The sequence below is a fragment of the Streptomyces typhae genome, from assembly GCF_009755605.1.
Classification (GTDB): Bacteria; Actinomycetota; Actinomycetes; order Streptomycetales; family Streptomycetaceae; genus Streptomyces; species Streptomyces typhae.
In genome coordinates this window covers 47,841-72,042 of sequence record NZ_WPNZ01000029.1, presented here as the reverse complement: position 1 = coordinate 72,042, position 24,202 = coordinate 47,841, and the positions used below count along the sequence as shown (strand labels likewise).

22 protein-coding genes are annotated in these 24,202 nt (G+C 71.9%); 12 read left to right on the top strand and 10 right to left on the bottom strand.

Annotation, left to right across the window (positions count from 1 at the left end; all coding sequences use genetic code 11):
• Positions 1-2: 2 nt before the first annotated feature.
• The 6 genes from GPA10_RS36245 to GPA10_RS36220 form a co-directional block, all read right to left on the bottom strand.
• The gene (locus GPA10_RS36245; protein ID WP_343041713.1) at positions 3-1,880 is read right to left on the bottom strand and encodes a glycosyltransferase family 2 protein; all 1,878 of its coding nucleotides are present in this window, start codon (positions 1,878-1,880) and stop codon (positions 3-5) included.
• Between the two features lie 438 nt (positions 1,881-2,318).
• Positions 2,319-2,960 carry a TetR/AcrR family transcriptional regulator gene (locus tag GPA10_RS36240; RefSeq protein ID WP_343041712.1) on the bottom strand — a complete coding sequence of 214 codons (642 nt, stop codon included), beginning with the start codon at positions 2,958-2,960 and terminating at the stop codon, positions 2,319-2,321.
• Positions 2,957-3,637: a DUF4166 domain-containing protein gene (locus tag GPA10_RS36235; RefSeq protein WP_157169118.1), complete on the bottom strand. Its 681-nt coding sequence runs from the start codon at positions 3,635-3,637 to the stop codon at positions 2,957-2,959. The genes GPA10_RS36240 and GPA10_RS36235 overlap by 4 nt, the downstream gene beginning before the upstream one ends.
• A complete protein-coding gene (locus tag GPA10_RS36230; RefSeq protein ID WP_343041711.1) occupies positions 3,634-4,542 on the bottom strand; it encodes a hypothetical protein in 909 nt (302 codons plus the stop codon). The genes GPA10_RS36235 and GPA10_RS36230 overlap by 4 nt, the downstream gene beginning before the upstream one ends.
• Before the next feature lie 233 nt (positions 4,543-4,775).
• Positions 4,776-5,069 carry an MTH1187 family thiamine-binding protein gene (locus tag GPA10_RS36225; RefSeq protein ID WP_058849540.1) on the bottom strand — a complete coding sequence of 98 codons (294 nt, stop codon included), beginning with the start codon at positions 5,067-5,069 and terminating at the stop codon, positions 4,776-4,778.
• Positions 5,066-5,410, bottom strand: coding sequence for a DUF3817 domain-containing protein (locus GPA10_RS36220; RefSeq protein ID WP_343041710.1), 345 nt, complete (start codon positions 5,408-5,410; stop codon positions 5,066-5,068). The genes GPA10_RS36225 and GPA10_RS36220 overlap by 4 nt, the downstream gene beginning before the upstream one ends.
• A 143-nt stretch (positions 5,411-5,553) precedes the next feature.
• On the opposite strand from GPA10_RS36220, the gene GPA10_RS36215 reads away from it, so the two are divergent.
• The 4 genes from GPA10_RS36215 to GPA10_RS36200 all read left to right on the top strand — a co-directional run bounded on the left by GPA10_RS36215 (position 5,554) and on the right by GPA10_RS36200 (position 8,262).
• Positions 5,554-6,192 (top strand): AIM24 family protein, encoded by a 639-nt coding sequence (locus GPA10_RS36215; protein WP_079086593.1) that lies wholly within the window; start codon positions 5,554-5,556, stop codon positions 6,190-6,192.
• 1 nt (position 6,193) lies between these two features.
• The gene (locus GPA10_RS36210; protein ID WP_058849543.1) at positions 6,194-6,844 is read left to right on the top strand and encodes an AIM24 family protein; all 651 of its coding nucleotides are present in this window, start codon (positions 6,194-6,196) and stop codon (positions 6,842-6,844) included.
• A gap of 23 nt (positions 6,845-6,867) precedes the next feature.
• On the top strand, positions 6,868-7,668 hold the full coding sequence (locus GPA10_RS36205) for an AIM24 family protein (protein WP_058849777.1): 801 nt from the start codon (positions 6,868-6,870) through the stop codon (positions 7,666-7,668).
• Between the two features lie 117 nt (positions 7,669-7,785).
• The gene (locus GPA10_RS36200; protein WP_030567343.1) at positions 7,786-8,262 is read left to right on the top strand and encodes a MarR family winged helix-turn-helix transcriptional regulator; all 477 of its coding nucleotides are present in this window, start codon (positions 7,786-7,788) and stop codon (positions 8,260-8,262) included.
• Between the two features lie 12 nt (positions 8,263-8,274).
• Here the strand turns inward: GPA10_RS36200 and GPA10_RS36195 are convergent, their stop codons facing one another.
• Together GPA10_RS36195 and GPA10_RS36190 are read right to left on the bottom strand one after the other, a co-directional pair.
• Positions 8,275-9,777: a sensor histidine kinase gene (locus GPA10_RS36195; protein WP_343041709.1), complete on the bottom strand. Its 1,503-nt coding sequence runs from the start codon at positions 9,775-9,777 to the stop codon at positions 8,275-8,277.
• Positions 9,774-10,454, bottom strand: coding sequence for a response regulator transcription factor (locus GPA10_RS36190; RefSeq protein WP_157169117.1), 681 nt, complete (start codon positions 10,452-10,454; stop codon positions 9,774-9,776). The genes GPA10_RS36195 and GPA10_RS36190 overlap by 4 nt, the downstream gene beginning before the upstream one ends.
• Positions 10,455-10,588: 134 nt before the next feature.
• On the opposite strand from GPA10_RS36190, the gene GPA10_RS36185 reads away from it, so the two are divergent.
• Positions 10,589-11,296: a PepSY domain-containing protein gene (locus GPA10_RS36185; RefSeq protein ID WP_157169116.1), complete on the top strand. Its 708-nt coding sequence runs from the start codon at positions 10,589-10,591 to the stop codon at positions 11,294-11,296.
• A gap of 382 nt (positions 11,297-11,678) precedes the next feature.
• On the opposite strand, the gene meaB is transcribed toward GPA10_RS36185, so the two are convergent.
• Positions 11,679-12,635, bottom strand: coding sequence for a methylmalonyl Co-A mutase-associated GTPase MeaB (gene meaB / locus GPA10_RS36180; protein WP_157169115.1), 957 nt, complete (start codon positions 12,633-12,635; stop codon positions 11,679-11,681).
• Between the two features lie 93 nt (positions 12,636-12,728).
• Positions 12,729-13,931 carry an acetyl-CoA C-acetyltransferase gene (locus GPA10_RS36175; RefSeq protein WP_058849548.1) on the bottom strand — a complete coding sequence of 401 codons (1,203 nt, stop codon included), beginning with the start codon at positions 13,929-13,931 and terminating at the stop codon, positions 12,729-12,731.
• A gap of 147 nt (positions 13,932-14,078) precedes the next feature.
• Between GPA10_RS36175 and mce the strand changes: the two genes are divergently transcribed.
• The 7 genes from mce (at position 14,079) to GPA10_RS36140 (ending at position 24,186) form a co-directional block, all read left to right on the top strand.
• On the top strand, positions 14,079-14,519 hold the full coding sequence (mce, locus tag GPA10_RS36170; RefSeq protein WP_157169114.1) for a methylmalonyl-CoA epimerase: 441 nt from the start codon (positions 14,079-14,081) through the stop codon (positions 14,517-14,519).
• Between the two features lie 209 nt (positions 14,520-14,728).
• Entirely contained in the window at positions 14,729-18,778 is a 4,050-nt protein-coding gene (gene scy / locus GPA10_RS36165; protein WP_343041708.1) for a polarized growth protein Scy, read from the top strand.
• 183 nt (positions 18,779-18,961) lie between these two features.
• Complete coding sequence (locus GPA10_RS36160; RefSeq protein ID WP_016642338.1) at positions 18,962-19,897, top strand: coiled-coil domain-containing protein; 936 nt, start codon at positions 18,962-18,964, stop codon at positions 19,895-19,897.
• Positions 19,898-20,006: 109 nt separating this feature from the next.
• Positions 20,007-21,050: an ATP-binding cassette domain-containing protein gene (locus tag GPA10_RS36155; RefSeq protein WP_157169112.1), complete on the top strand. Its 1,044-nt coding sequence runs from the start codon at positions 20,007-20,009 to the stop codon at positions 21,048-21,050.
• 2 nt (positions 21,051-21,052) lie between these two features.
• Entirely contained in the window at positions 21,053-21,823 is a 771-nt protein-coding gene (locus tag GPA10_RS36150; protein WP_157169111.1) for an ABC transporter permease, read from the top strand.
• 144 nt (positions 21,824-21,967) lie between these two features.
• Positions 21,968-23,164, top strand: a complete 1,197-nt coding sequence (locus tag GPA10_RS36145) for an ABC transporter ATP-binding protein (RefSeq protein ID WP_157169110.1) — start codon at positions 21,968-21,970, stop codon at positions 23,162-23,164.
• Entirely contained in the window at positions 23,161-24,186 is a 1,026-nt protein-coding gene (locus GPA10_RS36140) for an ABC transporter permease (protein WP_425505881.1), read from the top strand. The genes GPA10_RS36145 and GPA10_RS36140 overlap by 4 nt, the downstream gene beginning before the upstream one ends.
• Positions 24,187-24,202 lie beyond the last annotated feature (16 nt).

The window sequence follows — 24,202 nt, the reverse complement described above, 5'->3', positions numbered from 1 at the left end:
TGTCAGTTCCCTCCAGTCGTCGTACCGGTGGCGAGGGCGGGCTCCGGCTCGCTGTCGGGGGCCTCGGCGCGCTCGGCGCGTGCCCTGAGCCGCTGCCGGGCCGCCGCGCGGACCTTGCGCGTGCGGCGCTCCCGCACTTCGGTGCAGCCCCACACCGCGACCGGTGCCAGCGAGATGGCCATGGCGAGCACCGCCCACGTCCGCATCGCCGCGTGGGTGTGGCCGAGCACGAACGAGGCGACGAGCGACACGGCGAGGAGCACCGCCCAGAACAGATGGATACGGAAGGTCAGCAGCCGGTCGGCGGTGACACCGCCGCCCTTGGGCGTCACGACGAAGCGGCTCGGGCGGCGCAGCACGGCCGCGCCGAGCGACTTGGCGTAGATGGGCGCCGAGAGCGCGGACATCGCCATGCCCGCCAGGCCGCCGGAACCCTCGGGTTCGTGCGGTGACACGTTGTGCCGCCGGTTCCAGAGGTACAGGCCGATCTGGAGGGCCGCCGCGTCGCTGTAGAGCATCAGCCACACGGAGGCCGCGACCTGCGTCCCGGAGGCGCCGAACCAGAGGAACAGCACGCAGCTCAGGACGCCCAGGAGCCAGTTGACGGCCGTCATCGGGTAGTAGACGAGCATCAGCGTGTACGAGAACAGGCGGCCCGGCGGCATGCTGGCGGGCGCCCGCCAGTACTGCTTGAACAGCGTCTCGTAGGTGCCGCGCGACCAGCGCATCTGCTGCGTGAAGAAGTCCGTCCAGGAGGCCGGGCCCTCGCCGACGGCGAGCACGTCCGGGGTGTACACCGACCGCCAGTGCCGTCCCGTGCGCGGGTTCTTGCGCCGGTGCAGCTCGAAGCCGGTGGCCATGTCCTCGGTGATGGAGTCGTACAGGCCGCCGATCTGGCGCAGGGCGGCGATGCGGACGACGTTGTTGGTGCCGACGAACATGGGGGCCCGGTAGCGGTTGCCCGCCCGCTGGATCAGGGCGTGGAACAGGAACTGCTGCGACTCGGCCGCCTTGGTGACCGGCGAGGTGTAGTTGCCGTACACCTGCGGTCCGACGACGAAGGCGACGTCCGGGTCCCGGAAGAAGCCCATCATCCGCTCCAGGAAGTTCGGCAGCGGCACGTGGTCGGTGTCCACGGAGGCGAAGAAGTCGTAGTCCCCGCCGTGCATGGCCAGCCAGGCGTTGTAGTTGCCGTGCTTGGTACGGGTCTTGTGCGGTCCCTTGTCGCGGTTCCACTCCGGTACGCCGAGGCGGGTGAAGTGGCGTACGCCGAGTTCGGCGCAGAGCGCCTTGGCCTCGTCGTCGTCGCCCTCGTCGAGCAGCCAGACGTCGAGCGGCCCGGGGTGGTGTATCCGCGCGGCGCCTTCGAGGGTGGCGCGGACCATGGAGAGGGGTTCCTTGCCCGGTACGTACGTCGTCAGGAAGGCGACGCGGGTGCCCGGCTCGGGCACGACCGGCACGGGGTCCCTCGCGACCATCGTGGCGTGCGCGATGGACACCACGTTGACCAGCATGAACACCTCGATCAGGCCGATCGCGAGCAGCATCGTGACATCGAGCCCGACCAGCCAGCGCTCGCCGCCCTCGCGTTCCGTCCAGTGGGTGGGCCAGACGAGGTACACGAGGAGTGCGCCGGTGAGCAGGGGGGCCAGCGACATCAGGAGGATGGCGCGTATTCGGTGCGGCTCGCCCGCGAGGAGTGCGCGGTACTTGACCCGGTAGCCGCCGTGACCGGCGGCGCCGCCGTCACCGCTACCGCCACCGCCGTGGCCGTCGCCGTTGCCGTTGCCGTTGCCGTTGCCGTTGCCTTGGCCTTCCGGCTCGGTGAGCGGTCCGGCGAGCCGGCTGTGGGTGTCGTAGTCGTAGCCCTCCGGCCGCACAGCGCCCTCCAGGTATTCGAACTAGTCGATACCCTCACAAAAGTGGAGATTCTCCGGCGTGTCGAACCGGGCGCGTCCGTGCGGGGGTTTTACTCTCCGCCGCGTCGGCTCTTCTCCGCGTGCCGCGTCACCTCTTCTGCGCGTGCCGCGTCGCCTCTTCTGCGCGTGCCGCGTCAGTCCTTTCCCGGCGCTCCGCGCCGGATTCTTCCCACCCGCCCACCCGGAACCCCGCACCACCGGTGCACCGGGGGCGGGCAACGCCCCTGCCCGGCCTCGACTACGTCCCTCTGCGGGCGACCGGGCGACCGCCTCTGTGGGCAGCTGGTCCGCCAGGGGCGAGGGGGGTACCTCCCTGCTCGAGCGGAGCCGAGAGCTTGGGGGAGGGTGGGCACAGCCCACCCTCCGGTCACTGGGATGTAAGGGGCAAGGGGAGCCCGCTCACCCCCGAGCAGCCCGCCGCAGGCGGTGGCGGACCGCGCGCTGGGCCACGGGCCCGAGGTCGTCCAGGGCGGCCACCACGACCCCCAGGGACTCCAGCGCGTCGAGGGCCCGCCGGGCCCCGTCCCGGTCGACCCCCTCGTACAGCTCGATCCCCACGAACGACGCCGCGACGGCCCGCGCGAGCCCGACGGGATCGGCGAACTCCCCGAGCGGGGAACCGCCGAGCACCCGCACCAGCACCTTCTCGACCTCGGCCACCCACAGGGAGAGCCCCGAGGCCGTGGCCTCGGCGAGCCGCTCCTGCGTCTGCGCCCCCGCGAGCAACTGCGCGAGCACGGCCACATGCCCCTCGGCCCGCTCCTCCTCGTGCAGCTCCCGCCCGAAGGCGAGCAGCTCCGCCAGCGAGGAGATCCCGGCGAGCCGCTCCCGGTAGCGCTCGACGCGCTGCTCGGTCGCGTACCGGCACGCCTCGGAGAGGAGTTCGTCGACCGAGCCGAAGTGGTAGAAGACGAGCGCCTGATTGACCCCGGCCGCCGCCGCCACGCTCCGCGCCGACGTCTTGGCGATCCCCTGCTCGGTGAGCGTTCGGATCGCCCCTTCGAGGAGTTTCTCCCGCGTCCCGGGACGCGCACCGCTCACGCCCGCACCTCCTCGCGCACGGGCCGCAGCCCGGCCCGCACCCCGCACTCCCGCACCTCGCGGTACGTCGCCGCGAACGACCCCTCGTACCCGAAGAGCGGCCCGAAGTACCGGTTCACCACCCGCACCCGGACACGGAACCGCCCGGACCGGTCGTCGTACGACTCCCGCACCTCCGCGTCCGCCCCGATCACACCCGGAACCCGCACGTCCACTGGCCCCTCCCGGAACCGGTGCGCCCCGGACCGGATGACGAGCGACCCGTCGGCGGCGGCCGTGAAGTGCAGGTCGCTGGCGAGGTGCTGATGGGTGCCCAGGTAGTCGAGCACGCGGTCGCGCCGGGGGCCGAGCACCATCTGGGCGTCGAAGCGCCGGGCCCGTCCCGGCAGGTGGAAGGTACGCACGAAGGTCACCGTCTCACGGCCGAACGAGTCCGCGTACGGCACGTTCTCGATGGTGAAGGGGACGTCCCGGCCGGCGCGCGGGACGAGGATGTTGCGCGTCGCGCCGAGTGCGAGGAACGGCTTCACGAAGCTGCGCCCGTGCCAGATCCGGTCCATCACGCCCTGCCCGAAGCACGCCTCGCCGCTGTCGAGCCCGACGGAGAAGCGCCGCTGGAGGGCCGGGTGCAGGCGCTCGAAGTCGGCACCCATCGCGGTACGGAAGATCGAGGTCATGCGTGCTGCTCCTCGGGGAGGGCCGGGTGGCCGGTGGACGTGGCGGGGCGGTCGGTGAGGGCGGTGACGGCGTCGGCAGGCGCGGTGACGCCGTCGGCAGGCCCGGTGAGGCGATCGGCAGGCGCGGTGAGGCGGTCCAGGAGGCGTGGGGCGCGTACCGACGCAGGGGGCGTGCGCAGGCAGCGCCGCGCCGCCGGAGTCGTCGGCAACGGCGGCACGGCGCACGCGAGGACGGCGACGACCAGCGCGGCCACCAGTCCGGGCACCGGACCGGACACCGGACCGGACATCGCTCCGGAATACGGACCGGAGCCCGAACCGGACACCACCCCCGCCACCGGCCCCGCGAGCAGCCCGGCCGCCACGACCACCAGCGCGCGGACGACGACTTCACCGAGGGCGCCCGCGAGCCCCCGCCGGGGGCTGATCCCGCGCTCCAGCCACAGCCGTAGGCGGTCGAAGGACCAGGCCGTCGCCCAGCCCATGAGCGGCCGCAGCACGAACCGGTCCGCCAGGGCTCCGCACCTCCCCCACCGCGGCCGGTAGTCGTAGCCGGTGAGGAAGCGGACACCGTCGCCGTCACCCCTCGGCACATAGCGCCAGTAGCCGCTGCCCTCGGCGAGCAGCGACAGCGGGTGCGGCGAGGCGAACCGGAGCGCGGAGGTCCGGGTCCCGTCGGGCCTGCGCTTCTCGCCCGCGCTGACGCCGGTCCCGGCGATGGTGAGGAACGGCAGGACCCGCGTCGCGTACCGGAACCGCCGCGGCTCCCCCGGCGCGTCGGCGGGCAGATAGGCGATCTCCGTGAACCGCAGGTCCCAGCGCTGATGGAGCGCGGGTTCCTGCGTGCGCTCCCACAGCTCGTCGAGGTCGGCGCGGATCAGCGCTTCGACGTACAGGCTCGCCACCGTCGTCCCCCCCAGGCAGAAAGGCGTTTTGAGCGAGTGCTCAAAATCATTGGGCCACAACGTACAGCGAGTTTGAGCACTCGCTCAAGTCCTTCAGGTCGCCGAAGCAGGGAGGTGGACGGCCGCCGCTCGACCAGGACGGACGGATGCGGGCACGCGAAAGCCCCCGCCAGGAACCCCTGGCGGGGGCTTGGGCCGTACGGGGGTACGGGTGCCGGACGGCGCGGCGGGGGTCAGCCGGACAGGTGCCGCTCCACCGTCTCGACCTTGGACGTCATCCCGTCCGTCACGCCGGGGCGGATGTCGGCCTTGAGGACGACGGAGACGCGCGGCGCCCGCGCCTCGACCGCGGCGACGGCGCGCTTGACGACGTCCATGACCTCGTCCCACTCGCCCTCGACGGAGGTGAACATCGCGTCGGTCCGGTTGGGGAGCCCCGATTCGCGGACGACGCGGACGGCGTCGGCAACGTACTCGCCGACGTCCTCGCCGACCCCGAGCGGGGTGACGGAGAAGGCGACGATCATGCGTTCACGACCCCTTCGCGGCGGGCGCGCGAGGCGATGACCGCGGCCTCGGCCTCCTGCTTGAGCCTGCGGTCGGCGAAGAAGCCGCCGCCGGGCAGGACGGACAGGACGAAGTAGAGGGCCGCCGTCTTGAGCTGCCACTTGGCGCGGTTCCAGGCGTCGAGCCAGAACAGCACGTACAGGACGAAGAGCAGACCGTGGATCATGCCCATCGCCGGCACGGCGTTGAATTCCGTGGTCCGCTTCAGCACCGAGCAGACGATGAGGAGCAGGAAGGACACGGCCTCGGGGATCGAGACCAGGCGGAGGCGGCGGAGTGCGGAGGCGGTCTTGATGTCCACGGGTCACCTTCGGGGCGGGGTCGACGTCGATCTTGTGAACGGATGCACAAGCGCCCCCCATTGTGGCATCAGGGCTTTTACGGGGTGCGTTCAGGGTCGGGTCCCCTGTCGGGCGGGACCGCGCTGCGACTACCTTCGCTCTCGTGGCTACGTTCCGATTGCAGGGCAGCAGAATGCTCGCCGTCGACATGACCGGGGATGCCGTGAAGGCGAAGAACGGCTCCATGGTCGCCTATGACGGCACGATGATCTTCAAGAAGTTAACGGGAGGCGGCGAAGGCATCCGGGGCATGGTGACCCGTCGCCTGACCAACGAGCGGATGACGGTGATGGAGGTGAAGGGCCACGGCACCTGCTGGTTCGCCGACTACGCGACGGAGATCAGCCTGGTCCACCTCCAGAGCGAGAAGCTGTACGTGGAGTCCAGCAACCTCCTGTGCACGGACGCGGGCCTGCGCACGGGCACCACCTTCACGGGCCTGCGCGGCGCGACGCAGGGCAACGGCATCTTCACCACCACGGTCGAGGGCACGGGCCAGGCGGCACTCATCTCGGACGGCCCCGCGGTGATCCTGCGCGTGACCAAGCAGAACCCGCTCACGGTCGACCCGGGCGCGTACGTCGCCCACCAGGGCAAGCTCAAGCAGAGCTTCCAGTCCGGCGTCACCTTCCGCACGCTGATGGGCGAGGGCGGCGGCGAGGCCTTCCAGATCCGCTTCGAGGGCGAGGGCCTGGTCTATGTCCAGCCCAGCGAGCGGAACACGATCGCGGGGGACGTGTGACATGCCATTCCGGGAGATCAACCACAAGATGGTCGAGGCCGTCGTCCAGCCGGGCACCAAGATGTTCAGCCAGCGCGGCGCCATGCTCGCCTACAAAGGAGACGTCTCCTTCACTCCGAACATCCGCGGCGGCCAGGGCGGCCTGGCGTCCATGCTCGGCCGCCGGCTCGCCAACGAGTCGGTCCCGCTGATGACGGTCGAGGGCGACGGCACGGTCATGTTCGGGCACGGCGGCCACCACGTGCACGTGATCAGCCTGACCGGCGACACCATGTACGTGGAGGCGGACCGCCTGCTCGCCTTCGACGGCACCCTCCAGCAGGGCACGATGTTCCTCGGCTCGCAGGGCGGCGTGATGGGCATGGTGCGCGGCCAGGTGTCGGGCCAGGGCCTGTTCACCACGACGCTCAAGGGCCACGGCGCGGTCGCCGTGATGGCGCACGGCGGCGTGATCGAACTGCCGATCACCCCCCAGCGCCCGGTCCACGTGGACCCCCAGTCGTACGTGGCCCACCACGGCGACGTCCGCAACAAACTGTCCACGGCGCTCAGCTGGCGCGACATGGTGGGCCGCGGCTCCGGTGAGGCGTTCCAACTGGAGTTCAGCGGCGACGGCGTGGTGTACGTCCAGGCATCGGAGGAGAAGCTGTGAGCACGCCCGTGATCTTCGACCCGATGACGCTGCCGAGCGACGACAACGTCAACGCGTTCACCTTCTGCGTGGAGCTGACCGGCAGCCAGTGGTTCCTCCAGAAGGGCAAGATGATCGCCTACTACGGGCGCATCGACTTCAACGGCATCGGGCACGGCCGCCTGGAGCGCCTGGTGCGCACGTCGTTCCACTCCCCGCTGCACGCCAGCGACTGGGTGGTGGCCGAGGGCACCGGCAAGATGCTGCTCGCCGACCGCGCCTTCGACGTGAACTCCTACGACCTGGACGACGGCAACCTCACGATCCGCTCGGGCAACCTCCTCGCTTTTCAGCCAAGTCTGTCGTTGAAGCAGTCCATCGTTCCGGGCTTTCTGACCCTGATCGGCACGGGCAAGTTCGTGGCGGTGTCGAGCGGCCCCGTGGTCTTCATGGAGCCGCCGATCCGGGTGGACCCGCAGGCGCTCGTCGGCTGGGCGGACTGCCCCTCGCCCTGCCATCACTACGACCACCAGTACATGTCCGGTGTGATCGGCGGCCTGCGCGCGCTCACCGGAATCGGCGGCACCTCCGGGGAGGAGCACCAGTTCGAGTTCGTCGGCGCGGGCACGGTGCTGCTCCAGTCCTCGGAGTCCCTGATGGCGGAGACGGCGACGGGCGCGCTGCCGCAGCAGGACGGAGTGCCGGGCGCGCACGGCGGACAGGGCGGGCAAGGGTCCCAGGGTTCATCGGGACACCGTGGGCAACCTGGCCAACGTGGACAGCAGACGCAAGGACCGCGCCTTCCCGGACAACTAGGAGACCTCCAGCGTCGCTTCGGCCTGTGAGCGGTAGTCTGCGGAGTGTGACGGCGAACGCCTGTGCCCCTCGCGATCCGGGGGGTGCGAGGCGCGTCACACCCCGACACTCGTTCACCATTCAACTTCTTAGGTAGAATCGATTCCATGGAGACCGAGACGGCCCCGCAGTGGCTGACCGACGAGGAACAGTGCGCCTGGCGTACCCACGTGGAGGTCAACAGGATGCTGACGTACCAGCTGGAGAAGGATCTCCAGCCGTTCAACCTCACCATGAACGACTACGACATCCTCGTACATCTCTCCGAATCCGACGACCACCGGATGCGCATGAGCGACCTCGCGGCCGCCACGCTGCAGTCCAAGAGCCGGCTCTCCCACCAGATCACGCGCATGGAGAACGCGGGCCTGGTCCGGCGGGAGAACTGCGAGTCCGACCGGCGCGGCCTCTTCACCGTGCTCACGGACGAGGGCATGGAGACCATGAAGCGCGTCGCGCCGCACCACGTCACCTCGGTGCGGCAGCACTTCGTCGACCTCATCTCACCGGAAGCCCTCAGCGACCTGCACAAGGCGCTGACACCCATCGCGGAACACCTGCGCGGGCTGCGCGGCAAGCCCTGACGCCGCCCGGGGTCAGGACCCCGCCGTGGCGGCGGGCAGGCGCAGCACGAAGACCGCTCCTCCGCCCGGGGAGTCGTCGACCGTGAGCGTCCCGCCGTGCCGCACGGCGACATCGCGGGCGATGGCGAGGCCGAGCCCCGCACCTCCCTCGTCACGGCTGCGCGCGTCGTCGAGCCGTACGAACCGCTCGAAGATCCGCTCCCGTTCCTGACGCGGCACACCGTCGCCGTCGTCGGCCACCTCCAGGACCGCCCACACCCCGTCGGCCCGGCTGGTGACCGTCACCCTGGACCGGGTGTGCCGCTGCGCGTTGGTCACGAGATTGCCGAGTACACGTGCCAACTGACCACGGGAACCGGCCACTTCGACGCTGTCGAGATCCGATGTGACGACCACCCGGTCCCCCGTGCGCTGCGACAGTTCCTCGCGGGCCAGGGCCGCCAGATCCACGCGTCCCTGGCCCGGCTTCTCCCCGGCGTCGAGACGGGCGAGCAGCAGCAGGTCGGCGGCCAGTTCCTGAAGGCGCACGGTGTCCTCGACGGCGCCGGGCACATCGAGGAGCTCGGGATGGGCGGCGCCCACTTCGAGCTGGGTACGCAGTGAGGCGATGGGGCTGCGCAGTTCGTGGGACGCGTCGGCGACGAAGCGGCGCTGGCGCTCCACGGACGCCTGTAGGGCCGCCAGCGTCTCGTTCGTGGTCCTGGCCAGGCGCGCGATCTCGTCGTGCGTGTCCGGCTCGGGCACCCGGCGCCCCAGGTCCTCGGACGCCGTGATCACGGCCATCTCGGCGCGGACGGCGTCCACCGGGCGCAGCGCGCGCCGGGTGACCAGCCAGGTCACGGCCGCGATCACGGCGAGCAGCAGCGGGAAGCCGATCAGCATCGCGGTCAGGGCCGTGCGCACCGCTTTCTGCTCCGTGGCGAGCGTGGCGCCCGCGTGCACGGTCAGCTCACCCCTCGACTCGGTGTCCACCGTCAGCTCGGCGAAGCGGTAGTCCTCGGTCTCGCCGTCGACCCTCGCCGAGCCCTCGCTCCTGTGGGGGTCGTCGGAGATCTCGCCGCGTTCGAGGGGGTCGTCGCCGGAGCCGCCCGCGGAATCGCCGTCGTCGGCGGCGTCCTCGGCCGCGTCCTCGGCGTCGTCCGTGTCTTCGGCGGCCTCCTGCTTGTCGCTGGGCGGGGGTTTCCGCGGGGTGGGGGCGGGGGTCACGTCGGTCACGCCCGTACCGGTGATCTCCTCCAGGTCGTCGCTGGCCGCGAGGAGCCGGTCGTTCTCGTCCACGACCTGAACGGGATGGTCGTCGCTGTCGGGCAGTTCGAGCTTGTCGGGCGCGACCCCGGCGGAGAGCTGGGTGGCCACATCGCGGGCGGTGGAAGCGGCCTGCCCGTCGGCCTGGTCGATGAGGCTGGTGCGCAGGGACAGCAGCACGGCGGTGCCCGCGGCGACGAGCGCGAGCGCCACGACGAGCGTCGCGCCCACGGCGGCGCGGGCGCGCACGGAGGCGAACAGGCGCTTCACCGGGGTGCCTCCAGGCGGTAGCCGGCGCCCCGCACCGTCTTGATGAGCGGCGCGCCCAGCTTGCGGCGCAGCGTGCTCACGTACACCTCGACGATGTTGGGGTCGCCCTCGTACGCGAAGTCCCAGACGTGGTCCAGGATGTCCGCCTTGGACACCACCTGGCCGACCCGGACGAGGAGATGCTCCAGGACGGCGAACTCCTTCGCGGTGAGGGTGATCTCCGCGCCGGGGCCGCCCTCGCCGCCGCCGCGCACCACGCGCCGGGCCGCGGTGTCGATCCGCAGGTCGCCCAGGGTGTGGACGGGCGAGGGGGACGCGGCGCGGCGGCGCAGCAGGGCCTTCACGCGGGCGACGAGGACGACGTACGAGAACGGTTTGGTCAGGTAGTCGTCGGCACCCGTGTCCAGGCCCTCGGCCTCGTCGTACTCGCCGTCCTTCGCGGTGAGCATCAGGATCGGCACGTCGTGCCCCGCGGCGCGCAGCGCCGAGCAGACGCGGTAGCCGTTCATGCCCGGGAGCATGATGTCCAGGATGACCAGGTCGTACGTGCCCTCGGTGGCCCGGTGCAGGCCGTCCGTGCCGTCGTGGACGACGTCGACGGCGTAGCCCTCGGCGGTCAGGCCCTTGGCCAGGGACAGGGCCAGGCGCTTCTCGTCCTCCACGATCAACAGCCGCATGCGTTCAGGATGCCCGAGTGAAGCTGAAGAGTTCTTCAGGCTTCTTCAGGGGGGCTTCAGGATCGTTCGGCCAGATTGGTTCTCGTCGGAACGGACGGCCCCCCGGCGGGGCCAACCACTCGGGAGGAACCCTCATGAAGCGCAACATCGTCATCGCCACCATCACCGCCGCCGCGCTCGTCGGAGGCGGCACGGCGACGGCCTTCGCGCTGGGCGGCGACGACGAGCCGTCCGCGGCCGGCAGGTCCAGCGTGCAGCTGAAGGACCACGACGACCGGGACGACGATCGGGATGACGCCCGCGACGACGCGCGGGACGACGCGCGGGACGACCAGGACGACAAGGCCGAGGACGCCGCCGAGGCCAAGGGCGCGAAGGTGAGCGCCGCCGAGGCGATCGCCGCCGCGCTGAAGTCGGCGCCGGGGACCGCGGTCTCCGCCGACCGCGACGAGGACGACGGCGCCCTGGTCTGGGACGTGGACGTCCTGGGCAAGGACGGCCGCATCTGGCACAGCGTCGAGGTGGACCCCGGCACGGGCAAGGTGCTCGGCTCGCACGTCGAGCGCGACGACGACGGGGCCGACGGCGACGACGGGGCCGACAGTGACGACGCCGCGGAGGACGCGCGGGTCGCGGCCGCGGTCAAGGGCGCATCGGTGACTGCCGGTGAGGCCGCGAAGGCCGCGGGCGGCAAGGGCACCGTGACGTCCGTCGACATCGACGACGACGGCTCCCGTGTCGACGTCTGGGACGTCGAGACGGTCTCCGCCGATGGCACGGAGGGGCACTGGAACGTGGACCTGGGCAGCGGGAAGGTCACGGCCGACCGCTCCGACGACTGATCTCTTCTCGCCCGGAGGCGTTGGGCGGTCCCCCTTCGGAGCTGCCCTCGCCCCGCCCCCGTCACCACGCCCCGGTGGCGGGGGCCACGCCTGTTTGCAGGTGCACCGGCGTCGGGGGTGTGCCCGCCCGTTTCGCCCTCTGGGCGGCCCAGCCGCCCACAAGGGGAGGTGCTGCGGGCCGACGCCCACAGGGGGGAGGCGCTGCGGCCCGGCCCCCGGCCGCCCCGCCGCTTCCCGCTGTGGGCAGCTGGGCCGCCGGGGGCGACGGGGGTACCTCCCTGCCCGAGCGGAGCCGAGAGCTTGGGGGAGGGTGGGCACAGCCCCGGCCGGCGGTGCCCGGTCTCCCGGCGGGACCTGGGCCGACCCCGGGCCCCCGGCCCGGCTAAGTTGACGTAAGCCCCTCCACCAGCGTGTCCGCCGCCGCGTACGGGTCCAGTTCGCCGGCGACGATGCGTTCCGCCAGGGCGCCGAGGCGAGCGTCCCCGCGCAGGTCGGCGATGCGTTCGCGGAGGGCGGTGACGGCGATGGACTCGACCTCGCCCGCGGCGCGGGTGGCGCGGCGCGCGGCGAGGACCCCGTGCTCCTCCATCCACGCCCGGTGCTTCTCCAGGGCCTCGACGAGTTCGTCGGTGCCCTCGCCGCGGGCCGCGACGGTCTTGACGATGGGGGGCCGCCAGTCACCGGCGGCCCGGGACTCGCCGAGGCCCAGCATGTGGTTCAGCTCGCGCGCGGTCGCGTCGGCGCCGTCACGGTCGGCCTTGTTGACCACGTACACATCGCCGATCTCCAGGATCCCGGCCTTCGCCGCCTGGATCCCGTCGCCCATGCCGGGCGCGAGCAGCACCACCGAGGTGTCGGCCTGCGCGGCGATCTCGACCTCGGACTGCCCGACGCCCACGGTCTCCACGAGGATCACGTCGCAGCCCGCCGCGTCGAGGACGCGGATGGCGTGCGGCGCGGCCCAGGCGAGCCCGCCCAGGTGGCCGCGGGTCGCCATGGAGCGGATGTAGACACCGGGGTCGGACGCGTGGTCCGACATCCGGACGCGGTCGCCCAGCAGGGCGCCGCCGGAGAACGGCGACGACGGGTCGACGGCGAGCACGCCGACCCGCTTCCCCGCCCTGCGGTACGCGCTCACCAGGGCCGACGTCGACGTGGACTTGCCGACGCCGGGGGATCCGGTGAGCCCGACGACGTACGCGTGCCCGGCCAGCGGGGCGAGCGCCGCCATCACCTCGCGCAGCTGCGGTGACGCCCCCTCGACGAGCGAGATGAGCCGGGCCACGGCCCGCGGCCTGCCCTCGCGGGCCTGCTCGACCAGGGAGGGGACGTCCTGCATTGCGGCTCCGTTCCATACGTGTGTACGTATGCACATGGCGTACGTACACGTGCGCGAGAGAGGTTCAGTGGTACCGGTGGCCGGAAGGCCGGGTCAGCTCTTGGTCACCTTCAGGATGAGCGCGTCGCCCTGGCCGCCGCCTCCGCACAGCGCCGCCGCGCCGACACCGCCGCCGCGCCGCTTGAGTTCCAGGGCCAGATGCAGGACGAGGCGGGCGCCGGACATGCCGATCGGGTGCCCGAGGGCGATGGCGCCGCCGTTGACATTCACCTTTTCCGTGGACACGCCGAGGTCCTTCATTGACTGCACCGCGACCGCGGCGAAGGCCTCGTTGATCTCGATGAGGTCGAGGTCGTCGACGCCGAGCCCCTCCTTCTTCAGGGCGTGCAGGATCGCGTTCGACGGCTGCGACTGGAGCGAGTTGTCGGGGCCCGCGACGTTGCCGTGCGCGCCGATCTCGGCGATCCAGCCGAGGCCGAGCTCCTGCGCCTTGGCCTTGCTCATCACGACCACGGCGGCGGCGCCGTCGGAGATCTGCGAGGAGGTGCCCGCCGTGATCGTGCCGTCCTTGGTGAAGGCGGGGCGCAGCTTGCCGAGGGACTCGGCGGTCGTCTCCGGGCGGATGCCCTCGTCGCGGGCGACCAGCACCGGGTCGCCCTTGCGCTGCGGGACCTCGACGGGGGTGATCTCGGCGTCGAAGGTGCCGTTCTTCTGGGCGGCGGCCGCGCGCTGGTGGGAGAGGGCCGCGATCTCGTCCTGCTCGGGGCGGGCGATGCCGAGGCGGGTGTTGTGCTTCTCCGTGGACTCGCCCATGGCGATGGACTCGAAGGGGTCGGTGAGGCCGTCGTGGGCCATCGCGTCGAGCATCTCGATCGCACCGTACTTGTAGCCCTCGCGGGACCCCGGCAGCAGGTGCGGGGCGTTGGTCATGGACTCCTGGCCGCCCGCGACGACGACGTCGAACTCACCGGCGCGGATCAGCTGGTCCGCGAGCGCGATGGCGTCGAGGCCGGAGAGGCACACCTTGTTGACGGTGAGCGCGGGGACGTTCATGGGGATGCCCGCCTTGACGGCGGCCTGGCGCGCCGGGATCTGCCCCGCCCCGGCCTGGAGCACCTGCCCCATGATCACGTACTGCACCTGGTCCCCGCCGATGCCGGCCCGGTCCAGGGCCGCCTTGATCGCGAAGCCCCCGAGGTCCGCGCCGGAGAAGGACTTGAGCGATCCGAGCAGGCGCCCCATGGGCGTGCGCGCGCCCGCGACGATCACTGAGGTGGTTCCGGTCGTTCCAGACATGTGGCACGGCCCCTTCCAGCTGGCGAGCTGAGGAGAGTGAACGAGGGTTTACTCGAATGTACTGAGCGGTACGGCGCGCGTCACCGGGCAGCCGGTGTGATCGCGCGCACGTTGCGTAATCACGGTGGGGAGCGCTGCACTTGACCCATGCTGACGCGCATCGATCACATCGGAATCGCCTGTCGGAACCTCGACGAGACCGTCGAGTTCTATCGTGCTACGTACGGCTTCGAGGTGTTCCACACCGAGGTCAACGAGGAGCAGGGCGTCCGCGAGGCCATGCTGAAGATCAATGAGACGTCCGACGGCGGCGCCTCCTACCTCCAGCTCCTCGAACCGACCCGGGAGGACTCCGCGGTCGGCAAATGGCTGGCCAAGAACGGCGAGGGCGTGCATCACATCGCGTTCGGCACCGCCGACGTCGACGCGGACGCCGCGGCCGTGCGGGACAAGGGCGTGCGGGTCCTCTACGACCAGCCCCGGACCGGCTCCATGGGCTCGCGGATCACCTTCCTGCACCCCAAGGACTGCCACGGAGTCCTCACCGAACTCGTGACTTCCGCACCCGCCGAAGAGACGGAGCACTGACCCCCACATATCCGGGCCGGTAGGGTTGGGGGCGGCCGTCCGTACGTCGGGCGGTCGCTTGCCGGGGTCCGGGTTTCGGGGGACGAGCATCGGGGCAGACGCCCGAGCTCCGCTGTTGATCTGACACCATTCCCCGGGGGCCCCGTTCGGCGGATGGACGGGGCTCGTACGTCAAAGTCATGCGACCAGGGGACGGATGGGACCGCGCAGTGCGGGGCTATGAGAGCCAGGACAGCCGACGACCGGCTGAGGCCGACCATCTCACGCGGTTCGAAGCCGAGATGGACCGGCTGAAGACCGAGCGGGAGAAGGCCGTCCAGCACGCCGAGGACCTCGGCTACCAGGTCGAGGTGTTGCGCGCCAAGCTGCACGAGGCGCGCCGCAACCTCGCGTCCCGGCCTGCCTACGACAACGGCGACCTCGGCTATCAGGCCGAGCAGCTGCTGCGGAACGCGCAGATCCAGGCGGAGCAGCTGCGCGCCGACGCCGAGCGCGAGCTGCGCGACGCCCGCGCCCAGACCCAGCGCATCCTCCAGGAGCACGCCGAGCAGCAGGCCCGCCTTCAGTCCGAGCTGCACGCGGAGGCCGTGTCCCGGCGCCAGCAGCTCGACCAGGAGCTGAACGAGCGCCGCCAGACCGTCGAGTCCCACGTCAACGAGAACGTGGCGTGGGCCGAGCAGCTGCGGGCCCGTACGGAGCAGCAGGCCCGGCGTCTGATGGAGGAGTCCCGCGCCGAGGCCGACCAGGCCCTCGCCGCCGCCCGCGCCGAGGCCGAGCGCGTCGCCGAGCAGGCCCGGCACCGGCTCACCGCCGACGCCGAGAGCGCACGCGCGGAGGCCGAGGCGCTGCTGCGCCGGGCCCGCACGGACGCCGAGCGCCTTCTGAACGCCGCCTCCACCCAGGCACAGGAGGCCACTGAGCACGCCGAGGCGCTGCGCTCGTCCACCGCGACGGAGTCCGAGCAGGCCCGCCGCCAGGCCTCGGAGCTGACCCGCGGCGCCGAGCAGCGCATGGCGGAGGCCGAGACGGCGCTGCGCGAGGCGCGCGCCGAGGCCGACAAGGTCGTCGCCCAGGCCAAGGAGGCCGCGGCCAAGCAGCTCGCGTCCGCGGAGGCCGCGGGCGAGCAGCGCACCCGTACGGCCAAGGAGCAGGTCGCCCGTCTCGTCGGCGAGGCCACCAAGGAGTCCGAGGCCGCGAAGGCGGAGGCCGAGCAGAAGGTCCAGGACGCCCGCGCCGAGGCCGAGAAGCTGATCGCGGAGGCCGCCGAGAAGGCCCGTTCGATCACCGCGGAGGAGAGCGCCTCCCAGATCGCGAAGGCCGCGCGGACCGCCGAGGAGGTCCTGGACAAGGCCTCCGAGGAGGCGAAGGCCACCACGCGCGCCGCCGCCGAGGAGGCCGAGCGGGTCCGCGCGGAGGCCGAGGCCGAGGCGGACCGGCTGCGCAGCGAGGCGCACGACATCGCCGAGCAGCTCAAGGGCGCGGCGAAGGACGACACCAAGGAGTACCGCGCCAAGACGGTCGAGCTCCAGGAGGAGGCGCGCCGACTGCGCGGCGAGGCCGAGCAGCTGCGTGCCGAGGCGGTCGACGAGGGCGAGCGGATCCGCGGCGAGGCGCGGCGCGAGGCCGTCCAGCAGATCGAGGAGGCGGCCCGTTCCGCCGAGGAACTGCTCGGCAAGGCGAAGGCCGACGCGGAGGAGGCACGGCAGGCCGCGGCCACGGAGGCGGAGCGCGTCCGCACGGAGGCGATCGAGCGGGCCACGTCCCTGCGCAAGCAGGCCGAGGACACCCTGGAGCGCACCCGCGCGGAGGCCGAGCGGCACCGCACGGAGGCCGCCGAGCAGGCCGAGACGGTCAAGTCCGAGGCCGAGACCGCCGCCAGGGAGCTGCGCGAGGAGACCGAGCGCGCCGTCGCGTCCCGCAAGGCCGACGCGGACACCGAGCTGGCCCGGCTGCAGACGGAGGCCGAGGAGCGCCTCGCCGCCGCCGAGCAGGCGCTGACCGACGCCCGCGCGGAGGCCGAGCGGATCCGCCGCGAGACCGGCGAGGAGACGGACCGGCTGCGCACGGAGGCCGCCGAGCGGATCCGGGCGCTCCAGGCGCAGGCGGAGACGGAGGCCGAGCGGCTGCGCACGGAGGCCGCTGCGGACGCCTCGCAGGCGCGCGCCGAGGGCGAGAACGTCGCGGTGCGGCTGCGGTCGGAGGCGGCCGCCGAGGCGGAGCGCCTGAAGACGGAGGCGCAGGAGAGCGCGGACCGGGTGCGCGCGGAGGCCGCCGCGGCCGCCGAGCGGGTCGCCGCCGAGGCCGCGGAGGCCCTCACGGCCGCGCAGGAGGAGGCGGCGCGCCGCCGCCGCGAGGCGGAGGAGACCCTCGGCTCGGCGCGCGCGGAGGCCGACCAGGAGCGCGAGCGGGCCCGCGAGCAGAGCGAGGAACTGCTCGCCTCCGCGCGCAAGCGCGTGGAGGAGGCGCAGGCCGAGGCGGTCCGCCTGGTCGAGGAGGCCGAGGCGCGGGCCGGCGAGCTGGTCTCGACGGCCGAGCAGAAGGCCCAGTCCGTACGGGACTCGGTGGCCGGTCTGCAGGAGCAGGCGCAGGAGGAGATCGCGGGTCTGCGGTCGGCGGCCGAGCACGCCGCCGAGCGCACCCGCACCGAGGCGCAGGAGGAGGCGGACCGTGTCCGCGCCGACGCCTACGCCGAGCGGGAGCGGGCGAGCGAGGACGCGAGCCGCACCCGCGGCGAGGCCGCGCGGGAGTCGGAGGCCGCCAAGGCCCTCGCCGAGCGCACGGTCGCGGACGCCATCGCCGAGGCGGAGCGGATGCGTTCGGACGCCTCCGAGCACGCCCAGCGGGTGCGCACGGAGGCCTCGGACACCATCGCGACGGCCGAGCAGGACGCGGCGCGCACCCGGGCCGACGCCCGCGAGGACGCCAACCGCATCCGCAACGACGCCGCCGCCCAGGCCGACACCCTCATCGGAGAGGCCACCAGCGAGGCCGAGCGGCTCACCACCGAGACGGCCACCGAGGCCGAGCGGGTCCGCACCGAGGCCCTCCAGGCCGCGGAGCTGCTGCGTACGGAGACGGCCGCGGAGGCCGAGCGGGTGCGCACCGAAGCAGCGACGGAGAGCGAACGGCTGCGCTCCGAGGCCGCGACGGAGAGCGAGCGGCTGCGCGCGGAGACGATCGCGGAGACCGACCGGCTCAAGGCCGACACGGCCACGGAGGCGGAGCGGGTGCGCGCCGAGTCCGTCGCACGGGCCGAGAAGCTGATCTCGGACGCGACGGGCGACGCCGAGCGGCTGCGCGCGGAGGCGGCGGAGAACGTCGGCTCGGCACAGCAGCACGCCGAGCGCATCCGTACGGAGTCCGCACGCGTCAAGGAGGAGGCCGCCGCCGAGGCCGAGCGGACCAGGGCGCAGGCGCGCGAGGAGGCCGAGCGCACCCTGGACGAGGCCCGCAAGGAGGCCAACAAGCGCCGCAGCGAGGCCGCGGAGCAGGTCGACACGCTCATCACGGAGGCGGTCGCCGAGGCGGAGAAGCTGACCGCGGACGCCCAGGAGAAGGCGCTCAAGGCGGCGACGGACGCGGAGGCGCAGGCCGACACGATGGTCGGCGCGGCCCGCAAGGAGGCCGAGCGCCTGGTCGCGGAGGGCACCGTCGAGGGCAACTCGCTGGTGGAGAAGGCGCGTACGGACGCGGACGAGCTGCTCGTCGGCGCCCGCAGGGACGCCACCGCGATAAGGGAGCGGTCCGAGGAGCAGCGCGACCGTGTCACGGCCGAGATCGAGGAGTTGCACGAGCGGGCCCGGCGCGAGTCGTCGGAGGCCATGAAGACGGCGGGCGAGCGCTGCGACGCGCTGGTCAAGGCCGCCGAGGAGCAGCTGGCCGAGGCGAAGGCGAAGGCCGAGGAGGTGCGCGCGAAGGCCGATTCGGAGGCCAGTTCGGTGCGTATTTCCGCCGTGAAGAAAGCCGAGGGCCTGCTCAAGGAGGCCGCGACGAAGAAGGCCGAGCTGGTGCGTGAGGCCGAGCGGATCCACAGCGAGGCGAAGGCCGAGGCCGAACGCATGGTCGACGAGGGCAAGCGTGAACTGGAGGTGTTGGTGCGGCGCCGCGCGGACATCAATACGGAAATTTCCCGTGTCCAGGACGTGCTGGAGGCGTTGGAATCCTTTGAGGCCCCGCAGACCGGGGGCAAGGATGGTGGCGTCAAGGCGGGGGCCGCAGCCGGTTCGACCCGTTCGGGTGGCAAACCGTCAGAAAGCTAGCCACGGGGCTTCTTCCGTGCTCGCCGAGGACCTTCGACCCTGTCGCTGGCAAGCAGTCTGCCGGACAGCCACTCAAAAGGGGTGTCATTCTCCAGATCAAACGGGCATACGCTCGATGACACGCCGCAACGCCCCCTAGGATTCCCTCTATCACCTCACCCGGTCTCATTCGACAGGAACCCCATGAGCGACACTTCCCCCTACGGCTTCGAGCTTGTGCGGCGTGGGTACGACCGCGCTCAGGTGGACGAACGTATCTCCAAGCTCGTCTCCGACCGAGACTCCGCTCTCACCCGTATCACTGCTCTGGAAAAGCGCATCGAGGAACTCCACCTCGAAACGCAGAACGCCCAGGCTCAGGTCGCCGACGCCGAGCCGTCGTACGCCGGTCTCGGTGCTCGCGTCGAGAAGATCCTCCGCCTCGCCGAGGAAGAGGCGAAGGACCTGCGCGAAGAGGCCAGGCGCGCGGCCGAGCAGCATCGTGAGCTGGCCGAGTCCGCGGCCCAGCAGGTGCGCAACGACGCCGAGTCGTTCGCGGCCGAGCGCAAGTCCAAGGCCGAGGACGAGGGCGTCCGTATCGTCGAGAAGGCCAAGGGCGAGGCGAACGCGCTGCGTGCCGAGGCGCAGAAGGACGCTCAGTCCAAGCGGGAGGAGGCGGACGCCCTCTTCGAGGAGACCCGCGCCAAGGCCGCTCAGGCCGCCGCGGACTTCGAGACGAACCTCGCCAAGCGCCGTGAGCAGTCCGAGCGCGACCTGGCGTCCCGTCAGGCCAAGGCCGAGAAGCGGCTCGCGGAGATCGAGCACCGCGCGGAGCAGCTCCGCCTCGAGGCGGAGAAGCTGCGCACGGACGCCGAGCGCCGTGCCCGTCAGACCGTCGAGACGGCGCAGCGCCAGGCCGAGGACATCGTGGCCGACGCCAACGCCAAGGCGGACCGCATCCGCAGCGAGTCCGAGCGCGAGCTGGCGGCCCTGACCAACCGCCGCGACTCGATCAACGCTCAGCTGACCAACGTCCGCGAGATGCTCGCGACGCTCACCGGTGCGGCCGTCGCCGCCGCGGGCACGCCTGCGGAGGACGAGCCGATCTCGCGGGGGGTTCCGGCACAGCAGAGCCGCTGAGGCGGCGCACACAAGTACGGGGTGAACGCGACGGAGCCCCCTGCCACGCCAAGTGGCAGGGGGCTCCGTCCCGTCCTAGCGTGTTGCGCATGATCGAGAGCGGGTGCGCATGATCGAGCTCGACGGGCTGACCAAGCGGTACGGCGAGAAGGTCGCCGTGAACGATCTGACCTTCGCCGTGCGTCCGGGCATCGTCACGGGCTTCCTCGGGCCGAACGGCGCGGGCAAGTCGACGACGATGCGGATGATGCTGGGGCTCGACAATCCGACCGCGGGCGATGTGCGCATCGACGGCAAGCACTACGCCCAGCTCAAGGATCCGCTGAAGTACATCGGCGCGCTCCTGGACGCCAAGGCCATGCACGGCGGCCGCAGCGCCTTCAACCACCTGCTGTGTCTCGCCCAGTCCAACGGCATCGCGCGCACGCGCGTGCACGAGGTCCTGGACACCGTGGGCCTCACCGCCGTCGCCAGGAAGAAGGCCAAGGGCTTCTCCCTCGGCATGGGGCAGCGCCTCGGCATCGCGGGCGCGCTGCTCGGCGACCCCGAGATCCTGATGTTCGACGAGCCGGTGAACGGCCTCGACCCCGAGGGCATCCACTGGATCAGGAACCTGATGAAGTCCCTCGCCCACCAGGGCCGTACGGTCTTCGTCTCCTCGCACCTGATGAGCGAGATGGCGCTGACCGCGGACCACCTCGTCGTCATCGGCCAGGGCCGGCTGCTCGCCGATCTGTCGATGTCGGACTTCATCCGGCAGAACTCCCGCTCCTACGTGCGGCTGCGCTCCCCGCAGCGCGAACGGCTCCTGGACGTGCTGCACCGGGCGGGCGTCACCGCGGTCGAGGCGGGCGGCGGCACCCTCGAAGTCGACGGCGCGACCGCGGAGCAGCTCGGTGAGCTGGCCGCGCAGCACCAGCTCGTGCTGCACGAACTCAGCCCGCAGCAGGCGTCGTTGGAGGAGGCCTTCATGCAGCTCACGGCCGAGTCCGTGGAGTACCACGCCCACGCCGACCACGCCGACCACCAGGGGCCCGGCACCGCGGCCCCCGGACAGGCACCCGTCGGGGGGCCGCCCCCGGGGCAGGCCCCCGGGCAGCCGCCGGGCCAGGCCTGGGGCGCGGGCTGGCAGCAGCCGCGGAAGGGGAAGTAGCCATGGCCGCGACACAGGTCCTGAAGTCGGAGTGGACAAAGATCCGCTCGGTCTCCTCCACGGTGTGGACGCTCGGTCTCGCCCTCGTCGTCACGGTCGCCCTCGGCCTGCTGATCAGCATCCTGTCCAAGAACGACTACGACAGCCTGAGCCGCGAGGACAAGATCACCTTCGATCCGACGTACATCAGCTTCGCCGGGATGTCCCTGGGACAGCTTGCGATGATCGTCTTCGGTGTCCTGGTGGTCGCGAACGAGTACAGCACCGGCATGATCCGCACGTCGCTCGCGGCCGTGCCCCAGCGTGCCACGTTCCTCTTCAGCAAGATCGCCGTCGCCACGCTGCTCGCGTTCCTGGTCGGCCTCGCCACCAGCTTCCTCACGTTCTTCGTCGGCCAGGCGGTGCTCGGCGAGTACAAGGCGCAGATCGGCGACCCCGGCGTGCTGCGCGCGGTCGTCGGGGGCGCGCTCTACATGGCGCTCATCGCGATGTTCTCGATGGGCGTCGCCGCGATGCTGCGCAGCCCGATGCTGTCCCTCGGCATCCTGATGCCGTTCTTCTTCCTGATCTCCAGCATCCTCGGCAACGTCGAGGCGACGAAGAAGATCGGCCGCTTCCTGCCCGACCAGGCCGGCAGCAAGATCATGCAGGTGAAGTCACCCTTCGACGACGACACCCCGTACGGTCCCTGGGGCGGTCTCGCGATCATGGTCGCGTGGACGGTCGTGGCACTGATCGGCGGTTACGCGCTCCTGAAGAAGCGGGACGCCTAGGCTCGGGGAGCGGGGCGCCCGGACCTCTGGCCGGGCGTCGAGATTTTACCTGGCCTTGGCCGGAACCGTCAGCTCACGGATATCCTCCTAACCCTTACGGGGGCGTGTGCCCCGACGTCCTGAACCATTCGATGGGTGCGGAGAATGATCGAGGCAGTCGGCCTGACGAAGCGCTACGGCGCCAAGACGGCCGTGTACAACCTTTCCTTCCAGGTGCGGCCCGGCACCGTGACCGGCTTCCTCGGCCCCAACGGGTCCGGCAAGTCGACGACCATGCGCATGATCCTCGGGCTCGACGCACCCTCGCAGGGGCAGGTGACCATCGGCGGATACCCGTACCGGAAGCTGCCGAACGCACCCCGCCAGGTGGGCGCCCTGCTCGACGCCAAGGCGGTGCACGGGGGCCGGCACGCCCGCAACCACCTGCTGTGTCTGGCGCAGCTCTCCGGCATCCCGGCGCGGCGCGTGGACGAGGTACTCGGGGTCGTCGGCCTCCAGGACGTGGCGAAGAAGCGGTCCAAGGGCTTCTCGCTCGGCATGGGCCAGCGCCTCGGCATCGCCGCCGCGCTGCTTGGCGACCCGCAGGTGCTGCTCTTCGACGAGCCGGTCAACGGCCTCGACCCCGAGGGCATCCTCTGGGTGCGCAACCTGATGAAGTCGCTCGCCGCCGAGGGCCGCACCGTCTTCGTCTCCTCGCACCTGATGAGCGAGATGGCCCTCACCGCCGAGCACCTGATCGTCATCGGCCGCGGCCAGCTCCTCGCGGACATGAGCGTCAAGGACTTCATCTCGGCGAACTCCGCCGACTTCGCGCGGGTCCGCACCCCGGAGACCGAGCCGCAGCAGCGCGAGAAGCTGACCGCCGCGCTCACCGAGGCGGGCGGCCAGGTCCTGCCCGAGCAGGACGGCGCGCTGCGCGTCACGGGGCTGCCGCTGCCCCGCATCAGCGACCTCGCGCACGGCGCGGACGTCCGCCTGTGGGAGCTCTCGCCGCACCAGGCGTCCCTGGAGGAGGCGTACATGCGCATGACGCAGGGCGCCGTCGACTACCGCTCGACCGTCGACCAGCGCGCGGGCCTCCAGCAGCAGCTCCCGCCCGGCGCCGTGCCGCAGCCGCAGCCGCCCGTGCCCGGCCAGGGCCAGCCCGGCTGGTACGCCCCGCCGTCGCCGCAGCAGGGCGGCCAACCCTTCGCGATGCCGCAGGGCGCGCCCGCCGCGCCGCCCGCCCCCGCCGGGGCGAACCCGTACGCCGCGGCTCCCCAGGCCCCGGCAGCCCCCGCCCCCTCCCCCGCGCCCGACATGACCAAGCGCGCCACCGACAACGAGGATGCACCGCGATGACCACGCCTCCGACTCCGCAGCAGCCGCAGGCGCAGCCCCAGCAGCCCCCGGCCCCGGGCGCCTCCGCCTCCGCCCCGCAGGGCCCCGCCCCGCAGGCCTCCGCTCCCGCGCAGCAGCCCCAGCAGGCCTACGCGGGCGCCGTGGCCGCGCCGCAGGGCCCGCCGGCCCTGGTGCCCCCGCCGCCGCCCGCGCCCGCCGCACCGGCCCCGCCGTCGGCCTGGCAGCAGGCGATGAACAACGCCTACACCTCGCCGATCCCGGTCACGAAGACCCACATCGGCCACGCGCTCACCTCCGAGTGGACGAAGATCAAGTCCGTCCGCTCCACGATGTGGACGCTCGGTATCTTCCTGGTCCTGGTCATCGGCATCGGCCTGCTGGTGGCCGCGCAGACCGAGCCGCGTGACTACGTGGACGTGCCGTTCACGATCCCCGCGTTCTTCGGGCTCGTGCTCGGCCAGATCTGCCTGATCACGCTCGGCGTCCTGGTGACCTCGTCCGAGTACGGCACGGGCATGATCAGGACGACGTTCACGGCGTCGCCGCAGCGCCACCGCGTCCTCGCGGCCAAGTTCCTGATCTTCTTCGCGATCGCGTTCGTGTTCTCGGCCGTGTCGATCTTCCTCGTGGGCTCCGCCACCGAGAGCATGAACAGCGGCCCGGAGGCGGCCGACATCGCCTGGACCGGCACGGTCTTCAAGGGCGCCCTGTACGTGTCGCTGCTCGGTGTCCTGGCGCTCGCCGCCGGTTCGATGCTGCGGCACTCCGCGGGCGCCATCACGGCCATGCTCGGCGTCGTCCTGGTCCCCGCGATCCTGCCCGCGTTCCTGATGATCTCCGAGTCCACCAAGGCGCTGGGCGAGAAGATGATGGACTACAACGCGCCCAACTCGCTCGCCAAGATCTTCGCGATCGACTCGGAGACCGGCGGCAACGGCACCTCGCAGCTGTGGCTGCTCATCGTCGTCACGGCCGTCGCCGTCGCCGGCGCCTTCGCGCTCCTGGAGAAGCGCGACGTCTGACGCGTACGCCCCACCT